The sequence below is a fragment of the Streptomyces sp. 7-21 genome (assembly GCF_016741785.1).
GTDB lineage: Bacteria > Actinomycetota > Actinomycetes > Streptomycetales > Streptomycetaceae > Streptomyces.
In genome coordinates this window covers 252,593-271,414 of the sequence record NZ_JAERRL010000001.1, presented here as the reverse complement: position 1 = coordinate 271,414, position 18,822 = coordinate 252,593, and the positions used below count along the sequence as shown (strand labels likewise).

Below are 18,822 nucleotides of genomic sequence, written 5' to 3'. Positions count from 1 at the left end.
CGGGCCGGTACGTGCAGACTTGAGGTTAACACTACCGGATACTGCCCTCATTCCCCCTCTCGTCGTTCATTCACCCGCCTTCCCCTCGATGTTTTCCCCCAGGGGCCGCGGGTGACCGGTGGCTCATTCAGCGGCCCCCGTCAGCGGGAGCACGCACGTCCCCGTGGTGTCCAGTTCCAGCTGGTTGGCCGTCCACCCCTCTCCCGCCAGCCTGGCGACCTTGTCGGCCTCGCCGTCCGCCGCCAGCGCCAGCACCGTCGGGCCCGCGCCGGAGATCACGGCGGCCACCCCGTCCGCCCGCAGCCGCGCGACCAGGTCGGCGCTCTCCGGCATCGCCGGGGCCCGGTACTCCTGGTGCAGCCGGTCCTCGGTGGCCGGAAGCAGCAGCTCAGGGCGGCGCGACAGCGCCTCCACCAGCAGCGCGGCACGGCCCGCGTTCGCCGCCGCGTCGGCGTGCGGCACGGTGCGCGGCAGCAGCCCGCGCGCCGTCTGCGTCGAGACCGGGCTGGCCGGCACGAACACCACCGGCACGATCGACGGCGCCGGGTCCAGCCGCACGGCCCGCACCGCGCCCGTGTCGCTCCAGGCCACGGTGAACCCGCCCAGCAGGCACGCCGCCACGTTGTCCGGGTGCCCCTCCAGCTCCGCGGCCAGCTCCAGCAGCGCGGCGTCGCTCAGCCGCGCCTCACCCCCCGTGGTCACCGCCCGCGCCGCCACCAGGCCCGCGCAGATCGCGGCGGACGATGAGCCCAGGCCCCGGCCGTGCGGGATGCGGTTGGCGCAGACCACCTCCAGGCCCCTGGGCTGCCCGCCGAGCGCGTCGAACCCCGCCCGCAGGCTGCGGACCAGCAGATTCTCCTCATCCCGCGGCAGCGTGTCCGCGCCCTCCCCCGCCAGGTCGACGTGGAGCCCCTCGTCGGCCACCCGGACGACCACGTCGTCGTACAGCCCCAGAGCCAGGCCCAGGGCGTCGAAGCCGGGGCCCAGATTGGCGCTGGTCGCGGGTGTCCGGACCCGGACGGCGGCGGCGCGGAAGGCGGGATGGGCCATCGCTCGATGACTCTCCTTGGTGAGATGTGCGGCACGTCCCCGCCGGGCTCGCGGTGCGGTGGTCGTCGTCGGTCAACCCGCGCCCACCACGGGGAACGAATACCAGCCTATCGAAGGAAGGTTCTGACGCGATACAGGGCGGACCGGTGTCGGTATGGGCGAAATTCCGCCAGTACGGTCAGGCAGCACGGTCAGCGGTCTGGTCAGGCAGTGCGGTCAGGCCAGGCCCAGCTTCGCCGCCGCGGCGTCGGCGTCGACCGGGACCGTCACCGGCCGGGGCGCGCCCGCCACCGCCCAGTCCGGGTCCTTCAGGCCGTTGCCGGTGACCGTGCAGACCACGCGCTGACCCGGGTCGAGCTGCCCCTGCTCGGCGGCCTTGAGCAGCCCGGCCACCGAGGCGGCGGACGCCGGCTCGACGAAGACGCCCTCACGGGCCGCCAGCAGCCGGTAGGCCGCGAGGATCTGACGGTCAGTCACCTCGTCGATGTGCCCGCCGGACTCGTCCCGGGCGCGCTCGGCCAGCGCCCACGAGGCGGGGTTGCCGATGCGGATCGCGGTGGCGATCGTCGTCGGGTCCTTCACCGGCTCGCCGCGCACGATCGGTGCGGCGCCGGACGCCTGGTACCCCCACATGCGGGGCGTGCGGGTCGCCGGCCCGCTGGCGGCGTACTCGGTGTACCCCTTCCAGTAGGCGGTGATGTTGCCCGCGTTCCCCACCGGCAGCACGTGGATGTCGGGGGCGTCGCCGAGCATGTCCACGATCTCGAACGCGGCCGTCTTCTGGCCCTCGATGCGGATCGGGTTGACCGAGTTGACCAGCGCCACCGGGTACTTCTCCGACAGGCCGCGCGCCAGCGTCAGGCAGTCGTCGAAGTTCCCGTCGACCTGGAGGATGCGCGAGCCGTGGACCAGGGCCTGCCCCATCTTGCCGAGCGCGATCTTGCCCTCCGGCACCAGCACCGCGCAGACCATCCCCGCGCGCACCGCGTAGGCCGCGGCCGAGGCGGAGGTGTTGCCCGTGGACGCGCAGATCACGGCCTGCGCGCCGTCCTGCTTGGCGCGCGAGATGGCCAGCGTCATGCCCCGGTCCTTGAAGGAGCCGGTCGGATTGGCACCCTCGACCTTGAGGTACACCTCGCAGCCGGTGCGCTCGGAGACCTCCTGGGCCAGCACGAGGGGCGTGCCACCCTCACGCAGCGTCACCACGGGCGTGTCGTCCGTCACCGGCAGCCGGTCACGGTACTCCTCGATGAGCCCGCGCCACTGGTGGGTGACGGGCGCCCCCGCGCCGCCCGGTCGTGCGCCCGATTCGGTCATGCCCATGATTTCTCCTGGTACCCCTCGGTCCCCATGGTCCCCATACCGGCCATATACCGGCCATTGTCCCCGCTCGCCGCCGCGGCCCGCCCTCCGGTCTCCCCGGCCGGCGCCCGCCGCACCGCCCTACCGCCCGGTCACTGCCCGTACTCGCCCTCGACCCGCATGATGCTGGCCACGCCGTGCACCGTCTCCAGGCGCCGCAGCGCCTCCACCGTCGCGCTGAGCGCCGCGTCGGTGGCGCGGTGGGTGACCACGACGAGCGACGCCTCGCCGTCCTTGACGGACTGGCGCACGCTGTCGATGGACACGCCGTGGTCGGCGAAGACCGTGGCGCACTGCGCCAGCACGCCCGGCTTGTCCGCCACGTCCAGGCTGATGTGGTAGCGGGTGACGACGTCCCCCATCGGGCTGACCGGCAGCTGGGCGTAGGCCGACTCCCCCGGCCCGCGCGAGCCGTCGCGTTTGTGCCGGCACACCGCCACCAGGTCGCCCAGCACCGCCGAGGCGGTGGGCACGCCGCCCGCGCCGGGGCCGTAGAACATCAGCTGCCCGGCTGCGTCCGCCTCGACGAACACGGCGTTGTAGGCGCCCCGGACCGAGGCCAGCGGGTGGCTGAGCGGGATCATCGCCGGGTGCACGCGGGCGGTGACCGACCGGCCGTCGGCGGCGCGCTCGCAGATCGCCAGCAGCTTCACCGTCCGCCCCGTGTCGCGGGCGCACGCGATGTCACCGGCGGTGATCTCCGTAATGCCCTCGCGGTGCACCTCATCCAGGCGGACCCGGGTGTGGAAGGCGATGCCCGCCAGGATCGCGGCCTTGGCAGCGGCGTCGAAGCCCTCGACGTCGGCGGTCGGGTCGGCCTCGGCGTAGCCCAGCGCGCTGGCCTCCTCCAGCGCCTCGCCGTAGCCGGAGCCGGTGGACTCCATCCGGTCCAGGATGAAGTTGGTCGTGCCGTTGACGATGCCGAGGACGCGGTTGACCGTGTCGCCCGCCAGGGACTCCCGCAGCGGGCGCAGCAGCGGGATGGCGCCCGCGACGGCGGCCTCGTAATAGAGGTCGGCACCGTGCTTCTCGGCGGCCTCGTGCAGCGCCGGGCCGTCCTGGGCCAGCAGCGCCTTGTTGGCCGTGACGACGCTGGCGCCGTGGGCGAAGGCGGCCTCGATCAGCGTCTTCGCGGGCTCGATGCCGCCGATCATCTCCACGACCACGTCGATGTCGCCCCGCGTCACCAGGCCCTCGGCGTCGGTGGTGACCAGCGCCGGGTCAATGCCCTCGCGGACCCGGTCGGGGCGGCGCACGGCCACCCCGGCCAGCTCCACCGGGGCGCCGACGCGCGCGGCGAGGTCGCCGGCGTGCGCCGTCATCAGGCGGGCCACCTGGGAGCCGACCACACCGCAGCCCAGCAGCGCCACCTTCAGGGGACGAGCGCGCACCATACGTCCTCGCCTTTCAGTCATCCGTGGGGTTTGTAGTCTCACGTACGGACGCCCTGGCGCCCGCCGTCCGTTCAGTATGCGGACTCAGCCGACGTCGAGCCGCAGCAGGTCCTCCTCGGTCTCCCGGCGCACCAGCACTCGCGACTCCCCGTCGCGGACGGCGATCACCGGCGGCCGCGGCGTGTGGTTGTAGTTGCTCGCCATGGAGCGGCAGTAGGCGCCGGTGGCGGGCACGGCGATCAGGTCGCCGGGGGCGGTGTCGGACGGCAGGTAGGCGTCGCGCACCACGATGTCACCGCTCTCGCAGTGCCGGCCGACGACCCGGCTGAGCATCGGCGGCGCGGCCGAGGCCCGGGAGACCAGGGCCACCGAGTACTCGGCGTCGTACAGGGCCGTCCGGATGTTGTCGGACATGCCGCCGTCGACGCTGACGTACGTCCGCAGGCCCGCCAGCGGCTTGACGGTGCCCACCTCGTACAGCGTGAACGTCGTCGGCCCGGCGATGGCGCGGCCCGGCTCCACGGACAGGCGCGGCACCGCCAGCCCGGCTGCCTCGCACTCGCGGGCGACGATCTCCCGCAGCGTCTTGGCGATCTGGTGCGGCTCGGCCGGGTCGTCGCTGGCGGTGTAGGCGATGCCCAGGCCGCCGCCGAGGTCGATCTCGGGCAGCTCGGTGCCGTGCTCGTCCCGCACGGCCGCCAGCAGGCTGACGAGGCGGCGGGCGGAGACCTCGAAGCCGGCGAGGTCGAAGATCTGCGAGCCGATGTGGGAGTGCAGCCCGGTGAGCTCCAGCGACGGCTGGGCGAGCACCTGGCGCACGGCCCGCGCGGCGGTGCCGTCCGCGAGCGCCAGGCCGAACTTCTGGTCCTCGTGCGCGGTGGCGATGAACTCGTGCGTGTGCGCCTCCACACCCACGGTCACGCGGATCTGCACCGGCTGCCTGACGCCGTGGCGGGCGGCGGTGGCGGCCACCCGGTCGATCTCCTGGAAGGAGTCCAGCACGATGCGGCCGACGCCCGCCGCTACGGCCCGCTCGATCTCGTCGGCCGACTTGTTGTTGCCGTGCAGGGCGATCCGCTCGGGCGGCATGCCCGCGCCGAGCGCGACGGCCAGCTCACCGCCGGTGCACACGTCCAGGCTGAGGCCCTCCTCCCGCAGCCAGCGGACGACGGCGCGGCACAGGAACGCCTTGCCCGCGTAGTAGACGTCGGCGTCCGGGCCGAACGCCTCGCGCCAGGCGCGGCAGCGCGCGCGGAAGTCGGCCTCGTCCAGCACGTACAGCGGCGTGCCGTGGCGCTCGGCGAGGTCACGCACGTCGACTCCGCCGACGGTGACGACGTCGTCCGGGCCGCGGCTGACGGTGCCGGACCAGATGCGGGGGTCGAGGTGGTTCAGGTCGGCGGGCGGCGGGCTGTAGTGGCCCTCGGGCAGCACGTCGGCGTGACGGGGCCCGGCGGGGTGGGCGGAACGGCTCATGGTGGCTCTCTTCGGCGTCGCGGGGTGTTACAGCAGCTCAGGGGCACAGACGCCCAGCCGGTGCAGGCCGCCGGCGAGCACCGTCCCGGCGGCCTGGGCGAGGGCCAGCCGGGCGCGGTGGGCGGCCTGGGGTTTCTCGTCACCGCACGGCAGCGCAGGGCGCTCCCGCTCCGTCTCCAGCAGGGCGTCGCCGACGGCGGTCAGGACACTGGGGACGGCCTCGCGGCCCCCGTCGCTCTCCCCGAGGGCAGCCAGGAGCGCCCGCTCCGACCGGTAGGGGTAGCCGTAGGCGCTGCCGCCGGCACCAGCGCCGGGCTCGGGGCGCACGCCGAGGGCGGCCGCGCCCCGTTCGACGGCGCGGGCGCGGGCGTGGGCGTAGCGCACCAGGAACAGGGGGTTGTCCGGCTCCCGCTGTATAAGCAGGCGCGGGTCGTCCGGCCGCCATCCGGTCGCGGCGGCCCAGCGGGCGATGTCCCGGGCGGTGTCCTCGGGGTGCGGGACGGGACGCGGCCGGGCGAGGAGCGCGCTGATCAGGTCGTTCGCCGCCTCCTCGGGCAGGGTGACCGTGAGGAAGCCGGGGCCGCCGATCTCCACGCCGCGCACGCCGGGCAGCGCGCGCAGCCGGGCACGCAGCACCTCGGCCACGCGCCGGGCGTCCATGCCCGCCGGTCCGGCGAGCTTCAGGGCGATGCCGGTGGCCCACCGCTCCCCGGCGGCGCCGCCGTCCCCGCCGTCGTGCGGGGGCCGGCGCAGGGGGAAGCGGGCGGGCACCGCGTCGGGGCCCGCCTGGCCGAGCTCGCCGTCCTCGGCGGCACCGCGCGCGGCGCGCAGCACGGCGTCGGACAGCTGGGAGGGGGTCACGGAGCAAGCGTACGAGAGACCCGGCCCCGGTTTGCGAGCGATTTCACCAGCTGAACGGTGTGCCGCCGCCCCTCGCGCCGCAGCTTGCGCACGAGCTGCACGAGCCGGTCGGGCTCGAACGGCTTGGGCAGCACCGCGTCGATCCCGCCGGGCAGGTCCAGCCGTCCGGCGAAGGCCGCGGTCACCAGCATCACGGGGACGTGCCGGGTGCGCGGGTCGAGCCGCAGCCGGGTGGCGGTCCGGGGACCGTCCAGGCGCGGCATGACGACGTCGAGGGTGATCACGTCGGGCTTGAACCGGTGGACGACCTCCAGGCACTCGGCGCCGTCGGCGGCGGTCATGACCTCGAAGCCGTCGAGTTCGAGGTTGACCGTGATCAACTGCCGGATGACCTGGCTGTCGTCGACGACGAGGACCCGGCCCGCGGTGCCTGGCACAGCGCCAGCCTAGGCGCGCCCCGCCTCCCGTGTCCGGCGTTTTACGGATCCGGTCCCCGTTCGGGCACCCGGTCTCAACCCCGTCCGCCGAGCTGGTAATGTTCTTCCCGTCGCGCCCCCGTAGCTCAGGGGATAGAGCAACGGCCTCCGGAGCCGTGTGCGCAGGTTCGAATCCTGCCGGGGGCACTCGCCGGTCAGCCAGCAAAAACTAGGCTCTGACCAGGGCGAATGCCGACATGAGAGAGCGGGACCCAGTCTCACTGGGTCCCGCTCTTTCGTGCTGCTGATCACGGTTCACGCGTGAGTGGCGCGTGAGCGATCGTGCTGTCGGCTCCCCCTCCCCTGCTTCGTCCCGGACGTCAGCCCCATCCCATGGCTTTCTCGATCTTCCGGTTGTTCAGCTCCTCATGCCCGTCGATGCAGCCCGCGTAGCGGCGGAGGATCACCTCCGGTGAGTTGCCTGCACGGCGAGCCACCTCGGCGACGGGCACCCCGGCGTTCAGCCAGTTCGTGATGCACGCGTGCCGCAGGTCGTACGGCCGTTGGGCGAGCGGAGAGGCCACCCGGTCGGGCGGCAGCGCGATCAGCCGGGCCTCCTGCCAGACCCGCCAGTAACTGGAAGTCCCCAGGACTCCCCCGCGCTCGTTGGCGAAGAGCCTGCCGTCCTCGGCGGTGCCGAATTCTTTGATGTGCTCGCGGAGCATCCTGACGAGCAGGGGTGGGATGGGCACCGGACGGTCCCGGTTGGCCTCCCGGGCTTTCAGGCCGCGGACATCGTGCCGCTCCCCGGAATCCGTCCACTTCTTCCCAGAAACCGGGCGCGTTTCGCGAAGAGTCAGGGTTCCCCACCCCTTCTCGGGGAGATAACAGTCCTCCTCCCGCAGTCCGACGGCTTCCGCCGGCCGGAGGGCACCGTGAAGCATGCAGCCGAAGAATGCCGTCAGTCGCCGACCGCGGTTGCGGTGAATGGAGCCGACGTACGAGACCGCGACGAGAAGCTGTTCCCCCTGCACCTGATTGACCAGGACGCGCGGATCGACCGTGTCGTCTCCTCTGGTCGCGCTTTTCTTCAGGCGGGTGAGCGGGTTCTCTTCCAGGTAGCCCGCTTCGACGGCGTATTCCATGGCGGTATTGAGCCCGCGGCGGCGCCGTCTCACGGTGTCTCCTGCGGCCGGTTCTCCGTCCAGCTTGAACGAGAGGCGGTACTGGACGTCCCGAAGGACGCGAGGGTCTGTGAGAGCCGAGAGAGGGAGCGAACGCGTCTCCAGCCATGCACACGAGGCTTTCAGCTCCGGTGGCGGCTCCTCTCCCCTGTGCGCAGGCACGCAGGCCCACCGAAGCGCCAGGCGTGTCTCCTCGGGGCTCGGCGCCTTCGGGCCGGCCTCCCTCATGGCAAGCGCGACGGTGGCAAGGCTGTCCGCGATGCTCTCCCTGGTCTTGCCTGCCGACGTGCGCCATCGGGACACCATGTATTCCCGGCAGAATTCCCACCAGGACGGATCCCGCTTCGTGCTCGCCCGTTCCTTTTCCGCGGCGGCTCGGAGTTCGGACTCGGGCAACCCGGTGGCGATGTCGAATGCTTCTCCCCTCCGCATGGCCTGCCAGAGTTCGGAGCGGCGGCTTTCCGCGAGAGCTACGGTGGTGAAACTCGCGGTGTGGACCTTTCCCGCGACCTTCCACCGCAACTGATGGGGCGCTTTCTTGCTCTTGACCTTGCCCACCTTCCAGACCCGGACATCGGTGGAGAGGTTGAGTTCTTCAGGTTTCGGGACCGGGCGCCCGATGCGACGGGCGCCCGAATCCTGGCCGACAGCGCGGCGGGTCACGCCGTTTCCTCCAGGCTTTCAATCCAGCGTTCCAGTTCCGAACGGCGGATGCGTACCGCCCCGTTCGGGAGCTTGATGGACTTCGGTCCCTTCCGAAGCTGACGCCAGCGATAGAACGTCGCGCGAGGAACGCCGATCTCCGTGATGACTTGGGAGATGGTGAGCATTTCGTCTCGGGCCACGTCAGTTCCTCCCTTGCCGGCCGTCGATGCTGGGAAGACCGGACAGTCGGACACTGGGGGTTCGGGGGTGTCCGGTCCGTTTATGCAGGTGGGACGGGGTGATCGGACAGTCGGACACCTAGGACACCTCCCGGGGTGGGGTGTCCGGGTAGTAGCGGCCCCCGGCGTCCTTGGCGAGCTGTCCCACCCCCGCCATGCGGGAGCAGTAGCGGCGCACGGTGTCCGCGTCGATGTCCGGCAGCGCGGCTGCGATGTCTCGCGGTCGCACCCCCGGGTTCTCCCGGACGTACCGCAGGATGGCGGCTCGGGTGTCGCCGATGGTGTGGTCGCTCGCCGGTCCGTCCAGCATCTGCCAGGCGCCGGAAGCGGCCTGGAACCTCAGGGCGTACTCGGCTTCGTCGACGTCGCGGCCGGTGACGTGCAGGATGCCGTCCGCCTGCCCGCGGGCGCGCTTCAGCACGAGCGTGGCGTCCGCTGCTCCGGCGATGCCGTTGGTGCCGGACACCTCGGTCAGGAAGTCGTCCGAGCCTTGCTTGCGGACGTGGTGGACGAGCACCACGGCGATGCCGTAGTGATCGGCGATCCGCTTGGCGTAACCGACGGCGACGTAGTCCGCGTCGTACTGCGAAACGCCCTGCGGGGCGGGGCCGCGCATCTTGGCGAAGACGTCGATGACGACCATGCGGGCGTCCGGGTTGCGCTTCAGCCATCCGGCGATGGCGTCGCTGCCGCCCTGGGGGAAGGGCGGGCACTCGGTGACCAGGGTGAGCTGCGAGGGGGCCGCCTGGCCGCCCAGGATCTTGCGCATGCGGGTCTGGAGACGGCGCGGGGTGTCCTCCAGGGCGAGGTAGAGCACCGGGCCGCCCTGGACGGGCACGGAGTCGAAGGCGTACCCGCCGGCCGCGACGGCGAGGGAGAGCCCGAGGGAGAGCCACGACTTGCCGACCTTCGGGGGTCCGGCGAGCAGGTTGACGCCCTCGGCGAGGATGCCGGGGACAGCCCACTTCGGCTCGGGGAACTCGGCAGCCATGAGCTGATCCGCGGTCCATGCGGTGCGCGGGCGCTCTCTCTTGACCGGCGCACCGGGGGTCACGCCGGGGTCGGTGGGGACGGAGTAGAGGTGGAGCGGAGGGATGGGGTTGGTGCTCATGCGGCGACCGTCCGGGGGCGGTTGGCTCCGGCCTTGAGCCCGGAGGCGATGGTGCGGCGGGCCTCGCGCTCGCCCTGGCCGACGCTGAGCGCCGCCTGAAGCAGCCTCTCGGTCACCTCGTGGGAGTCCAGCTCTCCGCCTGCCACGAGCTGGCCAAGGGCGACGGACGCGAGATACACGGCGTTGTTGTGCTGGTGCGGCCCCGAGTTCGTGATACGGGCCAACTCGCCGTTGAGCGCGGCGGCCAGGAACCTGCCGCGCCGGTTACGGGCTGTCAGCGGCACCCTGACGGGCCTTTGCGGGGGCAGCGGTGCCGGACGCAGCAGGGTGGCCAGCCAGCCCGGCAGCGGATCCGCCGGACCGTCGTGGGCTGTGGTGTACTCGCGCCCGGCCACGACGCTTCCTGCGGCAACGACGTAGCCGCCGGCCGCGCGGGTGTCGATCTTCCAGCCCAGCTTGCCCGCGGTGTTGCGCAGTTCCTCGCTTTCGGGGGCGGCGAAGTACAGGTGCAGCCCACCGCGTCCGGTGCGCACCGTGTGGGTGTTCACCGGGAGCGGCTGGCCGTGGCGGTCGCAGAGCAGGGCGAGCACGCTGGCGCCGTCGACGACGCCGGGTTCGGCCCATTCGGCGGGCGGCGTGTCGCCGGGGTGCTTGGGGGTGTCCAGATCGACGACGACCAGGCGGGAGGGGCCGGTGGCGATGCCGACGTTGTAGGGGGCGTGCGTCCAGCACCGGGTGATGCGCTCGGGGTCGGTGGTGGCGCGGGTCTCCCAGTTACGGATGGCGGGACGCTTGTCGCCGGGGATGAGAGGGAAGACGTGCCAGCCGCGCGACGCCGCGGCGAGGGCAGCGGTGAGCTGTGCATCACCGTCCGGATGGGGCATTCTGAAGGTCTCCTGTTCTGTCGAAGGGACAAGGAGAGCCGGGGCGGCCGTGGTCTTGTGGTGAGAGGCGGCCGCCCCGGGCGTTGCTAGGGGTGGGTCTTGGCCCAGTGGGCGTATTCCTGGCGGACGTAGCCGCGCGGGTTGGCGGCGGTAGCCGGGTGCTCGGGCCGGTACGGGGTGCCGTGGCAGCCGCCTTCACGGTCCCGGTCGTGGGCGATGAGCTGGCGGGCGGCCTCGATGGCTGCGTCGGTGGCGTCGCTGGTGAGGCCATCGTCCTCGGTGCGCAGAGCGATGCGGTCCAGCACGGCGGCTTTGCGCAGCCAGTACTCGCGGCCCAGGTCGCAGCCGAACGGCGTGTCGGTGGCTGTCTGGGCGGTCCATCCGATCTCGCAGAGGATGTTCGGGGCGAATGCGTACGCCTCGTCCGGCGTGGGCCACGCTTCAAGTTCCGGGCGGTGGTCGGCGGTGACGTACAGCCGGGTGCGTCGGCCGTCGCGGGTCGGGTACAGGCGTACGGGGCCGGTGTTGAACGCGACGGCCAGCGCGGTGCTGACGCGGTCGGCGTCGTCCGGCTCGCAGATGACGCGGATCTCGAACACTGCTCTCCTTGGGTCAGGCGTAGTGGGCGTCCGGGCAGTAGCTGTCGGGGCAGGCGCAGCCGCCGCACTCGGTGCAGATGTCTTCGGAGCACTCGTCACACAGGTAGTGGCCGGGGCATCCGAAGTCGGCGCAGTCGTCGCAGTAGTCCTCGAGGTCCATGGAGTGCAGTCCTTTCTCAGCCGTGGAAGTGGTTGCGCTTGAAGACGGCCCGGCGAATGTGAACCGTGGTCCCGTCCTTGTGGCTGCTGGTGGTGAACACCTGGGCGGCGATCCAGCCGCCGAAGATGACGGCGGCGAGGATGATGAGCTGGGTGATCAGCGCGGTCAGGGCGGTGATGAACGCGGTCAGCAGGAACAGCCCGCCGCACACGGCGAGGAAGCCGACGCCGCCGAGGGCGATGTTCACCGCCGTGCGGGAGACGGGCGGCTTGACGGCGGCCGGTTCGGGCTTGACGGGTTCGATGGCGTAGCCGGTGACGACCCTGCCGTCCGACAGGATGACGCTCGCCACGGTGGGGATGCCGCCGGGCGGCGCTGCAACGAGCGACGCCGTGGCGGGGGTGATGAGGGTGGGCCGGCGGACTTCCACGGGCCGCTCCCCCAGTCCAGGGCGCGGGGTGCACGGGTTGGTGGGCTCGGTCACGGTGGTGCTCCTCACAGGCTGGGCAGCGCGTCGACGACGGCGCGCATGAGCTGGTTGACGGTGGGGGCGGCGCCGCTGGAGGCGAGCTAGAAGCCGAACATCACGGCCACGAACGCGGAGCCGAAGCTCAGCGCCTTGGAGCGCAGCAGGATGACGAGCAAGGCGCCGAAGACGAGCAGCAGGGAGACGGTCACGGCCATGCCGCGGTTCTCCTTCCGGGGGCGGAGAGTTGGGGGTCAGCGGGTGCCGGCGCGGTGGATGCGGGCCCAGCGGTTGTAGAGCCAGCGGCCGACGCGGATGCGCTTGCCGTGGCCCTTGCAGTGGCGGCAGGTCTTGCCGCGCTTGGGCCGTCCCTTGCGGTCGGTGGTGATGTGGAAGCCGAAGCCGTTGCACTTCCGGCAGGTGCCGAACGGGCTGGCCACACACACCGAGATGTAACCGAGAGTGACGAAGAGCGGAAAGGTGATAGCGAGCAGGATCGGGGTCACAAAGGGCCTCCCGGGGCCGTTTCAGGGGTTTCCGCGAGCGGGCCGCTAGCGGCTAACGCGCTGATCAGCGGCGATATGAGGTGCTAGCGGGGTCTCTAGCGCTAGAGGGTTTCGGCTCTAGCGCTAGAGCCCCTTCGGCGTCAGCCCGCGTCCCGCTTTCTGTCACGCTCCGCAATCGCATCGGCGATGCGGGCGCGTTCGAAGCCGGTGCGGTTGACGGTCTTGCCGTTGATCCGCCGGGCCACCTGCCCAGTGCTCACGCCATAGGGCTTGAGTGCCGCGGTGAGCTGGCGGGCCTTGTCGGCGGGCTCCAGCTCGCCCCAGGCGCCGTAGCGCTCGGGGCGCAGTTCGACGAGCCGGTCGACGGTGACGTCGTTCCACGGCTTGGCCTCGTCCGCGGGGACGACGGCGAGGATGTCCTCCAGCAGCGGATCGGCCGCCTGGGGCCGCTCCGGGGTCTGGCCGGCGGCGATGCCGCGCAGCGTGCCTGCCTCCGCGCGGGCCTTGCGGGCGCATTCGCAGATGGCGTCCGCGGACGGGCCGTCGATGTAGTAGCCGCGCACGATCTGCGGGTCGTCGGCGGCGCCGACCAGGTAGCCGATGCCCTTGTCGGACTTGGTGAACGAGGTGGCGCGGATGCCGTTTTTGTACATCGACGTGCCCAGGATCATGTCGTTCTCGATCTGGCCCATGACCCGCAGGCAGAACCGCGTGCCCACGTTCGCGCTGATCGCGGGTGGCAAGGAGTCCTTGTCGGGGCGCTGCGTGGCCAGCAGCAGGATCACTCCCAGCGCCCGACCGCGCTTGATAATGGCCGTGCACAGCGTCCCGGCTTCCTTGCCGTACTTGTCGTGGCTGAACAGTTCCTGGCACTCGTCGATGGCGAGCACCAGTGGGTGCAGCCCGAGCGAGCGGTTGGCGGCCAGGGACGGGGTGACCTTGTTCTCCGGGCACTTGTCCTTGGGCAGTGAGGCGATCACCTTGGCCCGTCGCTCCAGGTCCTTGTGCACGTAGCGGATCGACTCCAGTGCCGCGGCGCAGGTCTCGTCGTTCGGGCCGGAGCCGTAGTCGGCCGCCACCCGCTTCAGGCAGTCCAGGTCGCCAGTGCCCTTCAGCTCCCAGATCAGAAGTTCCGCGGTTGGGTCCAGGGCGGCGGCCAGCAGCGGCGTGCGCAGGGAGAACGTCTTGCCCATGCCGGGCATAGCGCCGATCAGCATGTTGTCGTACATCAGCGTGACGTCGACGCGCCGGCCACGCTGGTCGGTGCCGAACGGCAGCGGTTTGAACAGCGACGTCGTGCCGGACTTGGCCAGCGGCCAGACGGGCGGGGGCACCTTGTTCAGCGGCCGGTCGCCCACCCACAGCATCATCCGGCCGGCGTGTTCGTCCGGGACCGGCTCCGGCCACACGCAGCCGAGCGGGCGGCGCAGGCCGGAGGCGAGCTTTTCGCGCCGGTCCAGGATGTCCGGGACCGTGACGCCGTAGGGCAGGTCGACGTCCGCGCGCCAGCCGGGGCCGTCGCGGGTGATCGGGGCGGGGAACTTGATGCCCTCCCCGCCCTTGGCGAGCGCCTTGTTGATCTCGGCGATACCGAGTGATCCCAGGGCTCGCTCCACGATGGTGGAAGTCAGCAGCTCCACCTCGGTCGTGACGACGGCTCGGGAGACGACCGGCTTGTCGGCCGGCGCCCCCAGAAAGCCGAACCCGGCCGTCAGCAGCGCCAGCGTCAAAGCTTCCAGCCAGGCCGGAGCGAGCACGAACAATGTGATGGCCAGCACCGGGCCGACGATCAGGGCGAGCAGCAGGAGAAGACTGCGCAGCTTGACCCGGTTGTCGCGCTGCCGCGACAGCTTCAGGTACTCCTCGACGTTCTCGCGGCGGGCGGCGACCTGCCGCAGCGGCTCGCCCTCGGCATCGGTCACCCACCGCAGGGTGCCGCCCACGAACTTCGCCACCCCGGCCGGGGCCTGGACGGCGAGCCGGGCGGAGTACCAGGGCAGCCGTACGGCGTGGTAGGCGGTGGTGTGCCAGACGTAGCCGCCCAGCCAGCCCAGTGCGTTGACGAACTCCGGCTTGGACTTCGCCCAGGCCGGGATCACCTCACGCCGCTGCCCGGAGCGCAGCCGGTCCATCAGGCCCGGACCGGTCGGGGCCGGACCGTCGACCATCACCACCGACTCGCCGTCCGCGCCGTCGTCGACCGAGCCGCCCGACCGGTCGGCGGCGGAGTCGGCCGATTCGGTCGGCCGGGAGTCGGATCCGGAGTCGGCCGACTGCTCGCGCGCCGACCGGGCCTTGCTGAGGTCGACCACCTCGGCGCCGGAGTCGGCCGTCCTGTCGGCTTCCAGTCGAGGAAACAGTTCACTGTCGTTGTCGGGATGCTTCACTGAAAGCTCCTTCCGGAATCGCGGGAGGGAGGGCCCGGCCGACGCTGTAGGAGGTGGGCGGCCGGGCCCGTAGTGGTTTGCCGGCGTGTGTCAGGCGGCGCAGAGCGTGGGGGCGAGGTCGCCCCATCCGGCGACGATGTCGGCGCGCTGCGGGGCGTCGGCGCTGACGCGGACGGGCATGTGCAGGCCGAGGAAGTCGGTGCCGCAGGCGATGACGAGCGGCTTGCCGGGGCCGTTCGTCCAGGCCGTGATCGGGGTGTTCCGGTCGGCGCCGCCGGAGCGGCCCCAGCGGGCCAGCAGCGTCGGGTTCAGTGCGATCTCCTGTCGCAGATCCGGCGCGTTGTGGATGTGCTCGGCGAGCAGGGTGCGCCACTCGCCGCGTGCCCACAGGCCCGGCAGTTGGAAGGTGGCGCCGGGCACTGCGAGCGACTGGGCGCCGGCCCGGACGGTGAGGACCGGCCCGTCGTCGCCGTGGTGGTGAGTCAGCATCAGCGGGGTGTGACGGTTGAAGCCGGCGAACGCGCGCAGCGGCTTCAACTCCTGCTCGCCCACCAGTACGGCCCACGGCCGGGAGGGGCGCTTGTCCAGGCGGCGCCGGGCGACAGCCAGGGTGTAGCGGTCGGTGGCGACTGCGTACAGGTACGCACCGCAGGCCTCGAAGTAGACGCCGTTGAGGCCGGGCAGTGTCCTGTCCGCGCTCATGTGGTCGCTGACCTGCGACAGCAGGTAGGGGAAATCCGTGATCGGACCGATCATGACGGAGAGTCCTCTCAGAGGGGGAAGGAGCTACAGCTCGAACAGGCCGTCCTGTCCCGCGGGCACCGCGGGAAGCCGACCCCTGGCCAGGCGTGCGGCAGTGGTGTGGCAGTCGGCGCACCAGGCGCGCAGCGCGTCGGCCGGGAGGCGAGCGGCGGCGGCATCGGTGGTCAGCGGGTCGGCGGGGGCGGCCAACAGTCGCACCCGGCGTCCGTGCTTGCTGGTGTAGCCGTCGTGCTCGCGCGGGCAGCGTCCGCCGTCCTTGGCATGCGGGTTGCCGCACTGCCCGGTGCACTGGCACCGGTATCCCGCGGTCTTCATGACCCGGTTGAACAGGGCGGCTGCGACGATGGGCTGCGATTTCATGCCGTCACCTCCACCACGGCCGAGGTGTCGGCACGGGCGCCGGTACGGCCGGCACGGCGGCCGGTGACGGTGGCGAACAGCCGCCCCAGTCCGGCACGGCGGGTTCCGGTACGGGCCTGTTTGGCCGCGTACATGGCCTCGTCCGCTCGCCGCAGCAAGTCCGAGAGGTCGGCGCCGGGGAAGTCCGCGGCGCGCACCCAGCCGAGGGAGACCGTGGTACGCACGTCCGGGTTCTGGCCGTCGACCGGGCGGGCGAGCACGCGATGCAGGACGGCGAGCTCGTCACTAACCGAGCCACGCTCGTCGAGCAGGACGGCGGCGAACTCATCCCCTCCGAGGCGTCCGACGATCCCGGAGGAACCGACGTGGTGGGCAAGCCGGGCGGCGGTCGTCCTCAGCAACGCGTCTCCGGCGGCGTGCCCGTAGGTGTCGTTGATGTGCTTGAACTTGTCGACGTCGGCCAGCACCACGACTGCGCGCGGGTTCTTCCTCAGCAGCGTGGTGGCGCGGCGGGTGAAGCCGTCGCGGGTGTGCAGTCCGGTGAGCGGGTCGCGGCGGGCAGTGTTCAGGCAGCGGCGCAGCCACCACACGTGCAGCGCCCACCCGCTTGCCAGGGGTAAAGCCGGTACCAGAACCGTGGCCAGGGTGTTCACGCGGCCACCTCCTCGGCTTCGCCGCCGGTCGCCGGGGCGTTGGCAGCGTCCACCGGGTGCAGGATGCGCCTGTCGGTCCGCTCGGCAAGCAGGGCATCGCGCACTTGTCGAGCGGGGCCGGCGCCACAGCGCAGGGCCTTGCGCAGCGCCTCGGCGTTGATCTGCCCGTCCGGCCAGTCGGCCGTGAGCGCACGTGCCTCGGTGAGCAGTTCCGCCGGGGTGCGCTGCACCGCCCTGGTCCTGCTCTTGGTCTGTCGCTTGCGCGAGGGCTTCGGGGCCCGGTGCCCGGGCTTTTCCGGTGTCTGCTCCGGCTCGGGAGCGGGCCGCAGCTCGGGCAGCGGGGCGGTGTCGGCGGGGGCGAGTTCGCCGATCCGCAGCAGCACCCGCTCACGCCGCGGGGTCTTCCACCGCCAGCCTCGCCCGTAGCGCTCGCGTAGCTCGGCACGGGTCAGCAGCCGCTTCCGTTCCCGGGTGAGCGCGTCCGCGTAGGAGGTGATCTCCCACAGCGTCATGCGCCGCCACAGCGTGAAGGTGGAGACGGGGGCGAGCAGCCACCGTGACCAGCGGATCCGCTCCATACGGCGGCCGGTCGCGGCGCCGATGCGCACGGCGTAGACGTGGGCACCGATCTCGGAGAACACCACCCACAGCAGCGGCATCGTGCCGTGTGCCACCTTGGCGGACACCGAGTCCCCGGCCGCGATGTTCAGCCAGCACGTGACCAGCGTCAGCGTCCACGGCACGAACCGCACCCAGGCAAGCGCCATGTCCAGCCGGATCAGCAGCAGGTTGGCCAAGGTGAACACGGGGATGGCGACGTCGATGGCCACCGGGAGGATCTGCGGGTTGCTGAAACCCCATCGGGCAGCGGCGGCTGACACCGAGTCGAAGGAGGAGACCAGGCCGAGGGCGCCCACCGCTGCGGCGGCGACTGCACCGAACCAGGCAAGCCCCTTTTCCGGTTTCGTCAGTGGTGGCACCGCCGGGTGTTCGGCGGTGTGCGCGGGGTCGGTGTTGTTCACGCCGCACCTCCGATCGCGAGCAGGACGGCCAGGACGAGCAGGGCACCGCCTGTGCACGTCAGGTCGACTGCGCGGCGCAGGCTGGTGTATTTCGCCACCGCGAGCCGGGACAGCCCGACGATGTTGGTAGTCAGGTCGCCGGAGACGGCGGCGGGGATCTCCTCGGCGGTGAGAGTGGCCCACAGCGGGAAGCCGAAGCGCTCACCGCGGCAGCTCAGATTCGGGCGAACCGACCGCAGCAGCAGCGCGACGGCGGCCACCAGCAGCGCCATCCCGAACCCACCGACGATGCGGGCGGGAAGCGTGAGGGGCACATCCTTGGCGACTGTCCAGGCACCGGCCAGCACCGCGCCGACGAACGCCAGCAGCAGGGCCGTCTTGTTGTCGGTCCGCGCGATCTCCGCCCTCACCTCGGCATGCGCGGCCTTCAGGGCCTCGGTCGCGGTGCTCATGCCGCTGCTCCCTTCCGGGAGGTACGGCGGCGGGCGGGCGGCCGGGTGAGCGGGACAACGTTGAACAGTTCCGGGGCCTGGGCCTCGATGACCTCGGCGGCGATGCGGGCGACGTCGTCGGGGAGGCCGGGGTGGCAGGCGAGGATGTCACGGGCGGCGTCCAGCCGAGCCGCGCGCTCCTCCTCGCTCTCGCCCTCCACGCCCAGCCACAGCTCAGGCGGAGTGCCCAAAGCGAGTTCGATGAAGTCGTCGACGGAGACGGCCTGATGGCCGCCCACATAGACACGCATGACGCGCTCCTGCTGTTGAAGGGACAGGGGGCCGGACAGTCGTGGCCTGGTGGTGAGAGGCGACCGGGTCCGGCGGGTGGCCCCGCCACGCTGACGGCGGGGTGAGCGCCCCGACCAGGAGTCGAACCTGGCCTGCGACCATCGGGGCGGTTGCGCGAAGGATCGGATAGAGCACGGGAAGTGTGCTGAACGGGGCGACTGTGGTCCTGAGGCGGTGAGAGGCAGTCGTCCCGCAGTGCCCCGGAGCGGATTCGATCCGCCGCCTTCGTGGCTGACCGGGGCCGTGGCGCACGAGCGCCACAGGACTTGGTTGCGCTGTACCTCACCCGGGACAGATGTCCCGCGTGGCCGCCTACTTGGCCGAGGAGAGGCGGCGTGATCCCCATGGAGTTGTCAATGCACAGCCGCTCCGGCAGTGCCGGGCGAGAGGTACATGTAATACCTGTTCCTCATCTTGCAGAGAGGGGTTTGCTCCGTCAAGCCCCTCGGCTTCGTGGAGATCGGTGAGCCCCCGCGCTTGATGCACCACCAGATTCGCCCTGG

Annotated in this window: 21 protein-coding genes, 1 tRNA gene and 1 pseudogene; 1 reads left to right on the top strand and 22 read right to left on the bottom strand. The window is 71.7% G+C overall.

Annotated elements, in window-relative coordinates:
* Positions 1–123: 123 nt before the first annotated feature.
* From thrB to JK356_RS01280, 6 genes are all read right to left on the bottom strand, one after another.
* Entirely contained in the window at positions 124–1,050 is a 927-nt protein-coding gene (gene thrB / locus JK356_RS01305) for a homoserine kinase (protein ID WP_201865565.1), read from the bottom strand.
* A 216-nt stretch (positions 1,051–1,266) separates the two neighbouring features.
* Complete coding sequence (thrC, locus tag JK356_RS01300) at positions 1,267–2,367, bottom strand: threonine synthase (RefSeq protein WP_201865564.1); 1,101 nt, start codon at positions 2,365–2,367, stop codon at positions 1,267–1,269.
* A gap of 137 nt (positions 2,368–2,504) precedes the next feature.
* Positions 2,505–3,806: a homoserine dehydrogenase gene (locus tag JK356_RS01295; protein WP_201865563.1), complete on the bottom strand. Its 1,302-nt coding sequence runs from the start codon at positions 3,804–3,806 to the stop codon at positions 2,505–2,507.
* 84 nt (positions 3,807–3,890) lie between these two features.
* Positions 3,891–5,282 (bottom strand): diaminopimelate decarboxylase, encoded by a 1,392-nt coding sequence (lysA, locus tag JK356_RS01290; RefSeq protein ID WP_201865562.1) that lies wholly within the window; start codon positions 5,280–5,282, stop codon positions 3,891–3,893.
* Positions 5,283–5,309: 27 nt separating this feature from the next.
* On the bottom strand, positions 5,310–6,143 hold the full coding sequence (locus JK356_RS01285) for an arginine--tRNA ligase (protein WP_201865561.1): 834 nt from the start codon (positions 6,141–6,143) through the stop codon (positions 5,310–5,312).
* Positions 6,140–6,580, bottom strand: a complete 441-nt coding sequence (locus JK356_RS01280; protein ID WP_201865560.1) for a response regulator — start codon at positions 6,578–6,580, stop codon at positions 6,140–6,142. The genes JK356_RS01285 and JK356_RS01280 overlap by 4 nt, the downstream gene beginning before the upstream one ends.
* A gap of 114 nt (positions 6,581–6,694) precedes the next feature.
* Here JK356_RS01280 and JK356_RS01275 point away from each other — a divergent pair.
* Positions 6,695–6,766, top strand: a tRNA-Arg gene (locus tag JK356_RS01275).
* A 173-nt stretch (positions 6,767–6,939) separates the two neighbouring features.
* Here the strand turns inward: JK356_RS01275 and JK356_RS01270 are convergent.
* The 16 genes and pseudogenes from JK356_RS01270 to JK356_RS01195 all read right to left on the bottom strand — a co-directional run bounded on the left by JK356_RS01270 (position 6,940) and on the right by JK356_RS01195 (position 18,279).
* Complete coding sequence (locus JK356_RS01270) at positions 6,940–8,406, bottom strand: tyrosine-type recombinase/integrase (RefSeq protein ID WP_374100580.1); 1,467 nt, start codon at positions 8,404–8,406, stop codon at positions 6,940–6,942.
* Positions 8,403–8,573, bottom strand: a complete 171-nt coding sequence (locus JK356_RS01265) for an AlpA family transcriptional regulator (protein WP_201865720.1) — start codon at positions 8,571–8,573, stop codon at positions 8,403–8,405. The genes JK356_RS01270 and JK356_RS01265 overlap by 4 nt, the downstream gene beginning before the upstream one ends.
* Positions 8,574–8,706: 133 nt before the next feature.
* The gene (locus JK356_RS01260) at positions 8,707–9,738 is read right to left on the bottom strand and encodes an AAA family ATPase (protein ID WP_201865559.1); all 1,032 of its coding nucleotides are present in this window, start codon (positions 9,736–9,738) and stop codon (positions 8,707–8,709) included.
* Positions 9,735–10,622: a bifunctional DNA primase/polymerase gene (locus JK356_RS01255; RefSeq protein WP_201865558.1), complete on the bottom strand. Its 888-nt coding sequence runs from the start codon at positions 10,620–10,622 to the stop codon at positions 9,735–9,737. The genes JK356_RS01260 and JK356_RS01255 overlap by 4 nt, the downstream gene beginning before the upstream one ends.
* Before the next feature lie 86 nt (positions 10,623–10,708).
* Positions 10,709–11,221 (bottom strand): hypothetical protein, encoded by a 513-nt coding sequence (locus JK356_RS01250; RefSeq protein ID WP_201865557.1) that lies wholly within the window; start codon positions 11,219–11,221, stop codon positions 10,709–10,711.
* Between the two features lie 13 nt (positions 11,222–11,234).
* A complete protein-coding gene (locus JK356_RS01245; protein WP_201865556.1) occupies positions 11,235–11,381 on the bottom strand; it encodes a hypothetical protein in 147 nt (48 codons plus the stop codon).
* Positions 11,382–11,397: 16 nt separating this feature from the next.
* On the bottom strand, positions 11,398–11,865 hold the full coding sequence (locus tag JK356_RS01240; protein ID WP_307815351.1) for a hypothetical protein: 468 nt from the start codon (positions 11,863–11,865) through the stop codon (positions 11,398–11,400).
* A gap of 11 nt (positions 11,866–11,876) precedes the next feature.
* Positions 11,877–12,065, bottom strand: a pseudogene (locus JK356_RS01235) (hypothetical protein).
* Between the two features lie 36 nt (positions 12,066–12,101).
* Complete coding sequence (locus tag JK356_RS01230) at positions 12,102–12,353, bottom strand: hypothetical protein (protein ID WP_201865555.1); 252 nt, start codon at positions 12,351–12,353, stop codon at positions 12,102–12,104.
* 140 nt (positions 12,354–12,493) lie between these two features.
* Positions 12,494–14,740 (bottom strand): cell division protein FtsK, encoded by a 2,247-nt coding sequence (locus tag JK356_RS01225; RefSeq protein ID WP_201865554.1) that lies wholly within the window; start codon positions 14,738–14,740, stop codon positions 12,494–12,496.
* A 90-nt stretch (positions 14,741–14,830) separates the two neighbouring features.
* Positions 14,831–15,496 (bottom strand): hypothetical protein, encoded by a 666-nt coding sequence (locus JK356_RS01220; RefSeq protein ID WP_201865553.1) that lies wholly within the window; start codon positions 15,494–15,496, stop codon positions 14,831–14,833.
* A 30-nt stretch (positions 15,497–15,526) separates the two neighbouring features.
* Entirely contained in the window at positions 15,527–15,862 is a 336-nt protein-coding gene (locus tag JK356_RS01215; RefSeq protein ID WP_201865552.1) for a hypothetical protein, read from the bottom strand.
* Positions 15,859–16,515: a GGDEF domain-containing protein gene (locus JK356_RS01210; protein ID WP_201865551.1), complete on the bottom strand. Its 657-nt coding sequence runs from the start codon at positions 16,513–16,515 to the stop codon at positions 15,859–15,861. Before JK356_RS01210 ends, JK356_RS01215 begins: the two co-directional genes overlap by 4 nt.
* Positions 16,512–17,537 (bottom strand): DUF2637 domain-containing protein, encoded by a 1,026-nt coding sequence (locus JK356_RS01205; RefSeq protein WP_201865550.1) that lies wholly within the window; start codon positions 17,535–17,537, stop codon positions 16,512–16,514. The genes JK356_RS01210 and JK356_RS01205 overlap by 4 nt, the downstream gene beginning before the upstream one ends.
* The gene (locus JK356_RS01200; protein ID WP_201865549.1) at positions 17,534–17,989 is read right to left on the bottom strand and encodes a Pycsar system effector family protein; all 456 of its coding nucleotides are present in this window, start codon (positions 17,987–17,989) and stop codon (positions 17,534–17,536) included. The genes JK356_RS01205 and JK356_RS01200 overlap by 4 nt, the downstream gene beginning before the upstream one ends.
* Positions 17,986–18,279 (bottom strand): hypothetical protein, encoded by a 294-nt coding sequence (locus tag JK356_RS01195; RefSeq protein ID WP_201865548.1) that lies wholly within the window; start codon positions 18,277–18,279, stop codon positions 17,986–17,988. Before JK356_RS01195 ends, JK356_RS01200 begins: the two co-directional genes overlap by 4 nt.
* Between the last annotated feature and the right edge of the window lie 543 nt (positions 18,280–18,822).

Excerpts from the sequence above, each read along its gene's own strand:
- thrB (WP_201865565.1), bottom strand. The coding sequence starts at position 1,050 with ATGGCCCATCCCGCCTTCCGCGCCGCCGCCGTCCGGGTCCGGACACCC.
- thrC (WP_201865564.1), bottom strand. The coding sequence starts at position 2,367 with ATGACCGAATCGGGCGCACGACCGGGCGGCGCGGGGGCGCCCGTCACC.
- JK356_RS01295 (WP_201865563.1), bottom strand. The coding sequence starts at position 3,806 with ATGGTGCGCGCTCGTCCCCTGAAGGTGGCGCTGCTGGGCTGCGGTGTG.
- lysA (WP_201865562.1), bottom strand. The coding sequence starts at position 5,282 with ATGAGCCGTTCCGCCCACCCCGCCGGGCCCCGTCACGCCGACGTGCTG.
- JK356_RS01265 (WP_201865720.1), bottom strand. The coding sequence starts at position 8,573 with ATGCTCACCATCTCCCAAGTCATCACGGAGATCGGCGTTCCTCGCGCG.
- JK356_RS01260 (WP_201865559.1), bottom strand. The coding sequence starts at position 9,738 with ATGAGCACCAACCCCATCCCTCCGCTCCACCTCTACTCCGTCCCCACC.
- JK356_RS01255 (WP_201865558.1), bottom strand. The coding sequence starts at position 10,622 with ATGCCCCATCCGGACGGTGATGCACAGCTCACCGCTGCCCTCGCCGCG.
- JK356_RS01245 (WP_201865556.1), bottom strand. The coding sequence starts at position 11,381 with ATGGACCTCGAGGACTACTGCGACGACTGCGCCGACTTCGGATGCCCC.
- JK356_RS01220 (WP_201865553.1), bottom strand. The coding sequence starts at position 15,496 with ATGATCGGTCCGATCACGGATTTCCCCTACCTGCTGTCGCAGGTCAGC.
- JK356_RS01215 (WP_201865552.1), bottom strand. The coding sequence starts at position 15,862 with ATGAAATCGCAGCCCATCGTCGCAGCCGCCCTGTTCAACCGGGTCATG.
- JK356_RS01200 (WP_201865549.1), bottom strand. The coding sequence starts at position 17,989 with ATGAGCACCGCGACCGAGGCCCTGAAGGCCGCGCATGCCGAGGTGAGG.
- JK356_RS01195 (WP_201865548.1), bottom strand. The coding sequence starts at position 18,279 with ATGCGTGTCTATGTGGGCGGCCATCAGGCCGTCTCCGTCGACGACTTC.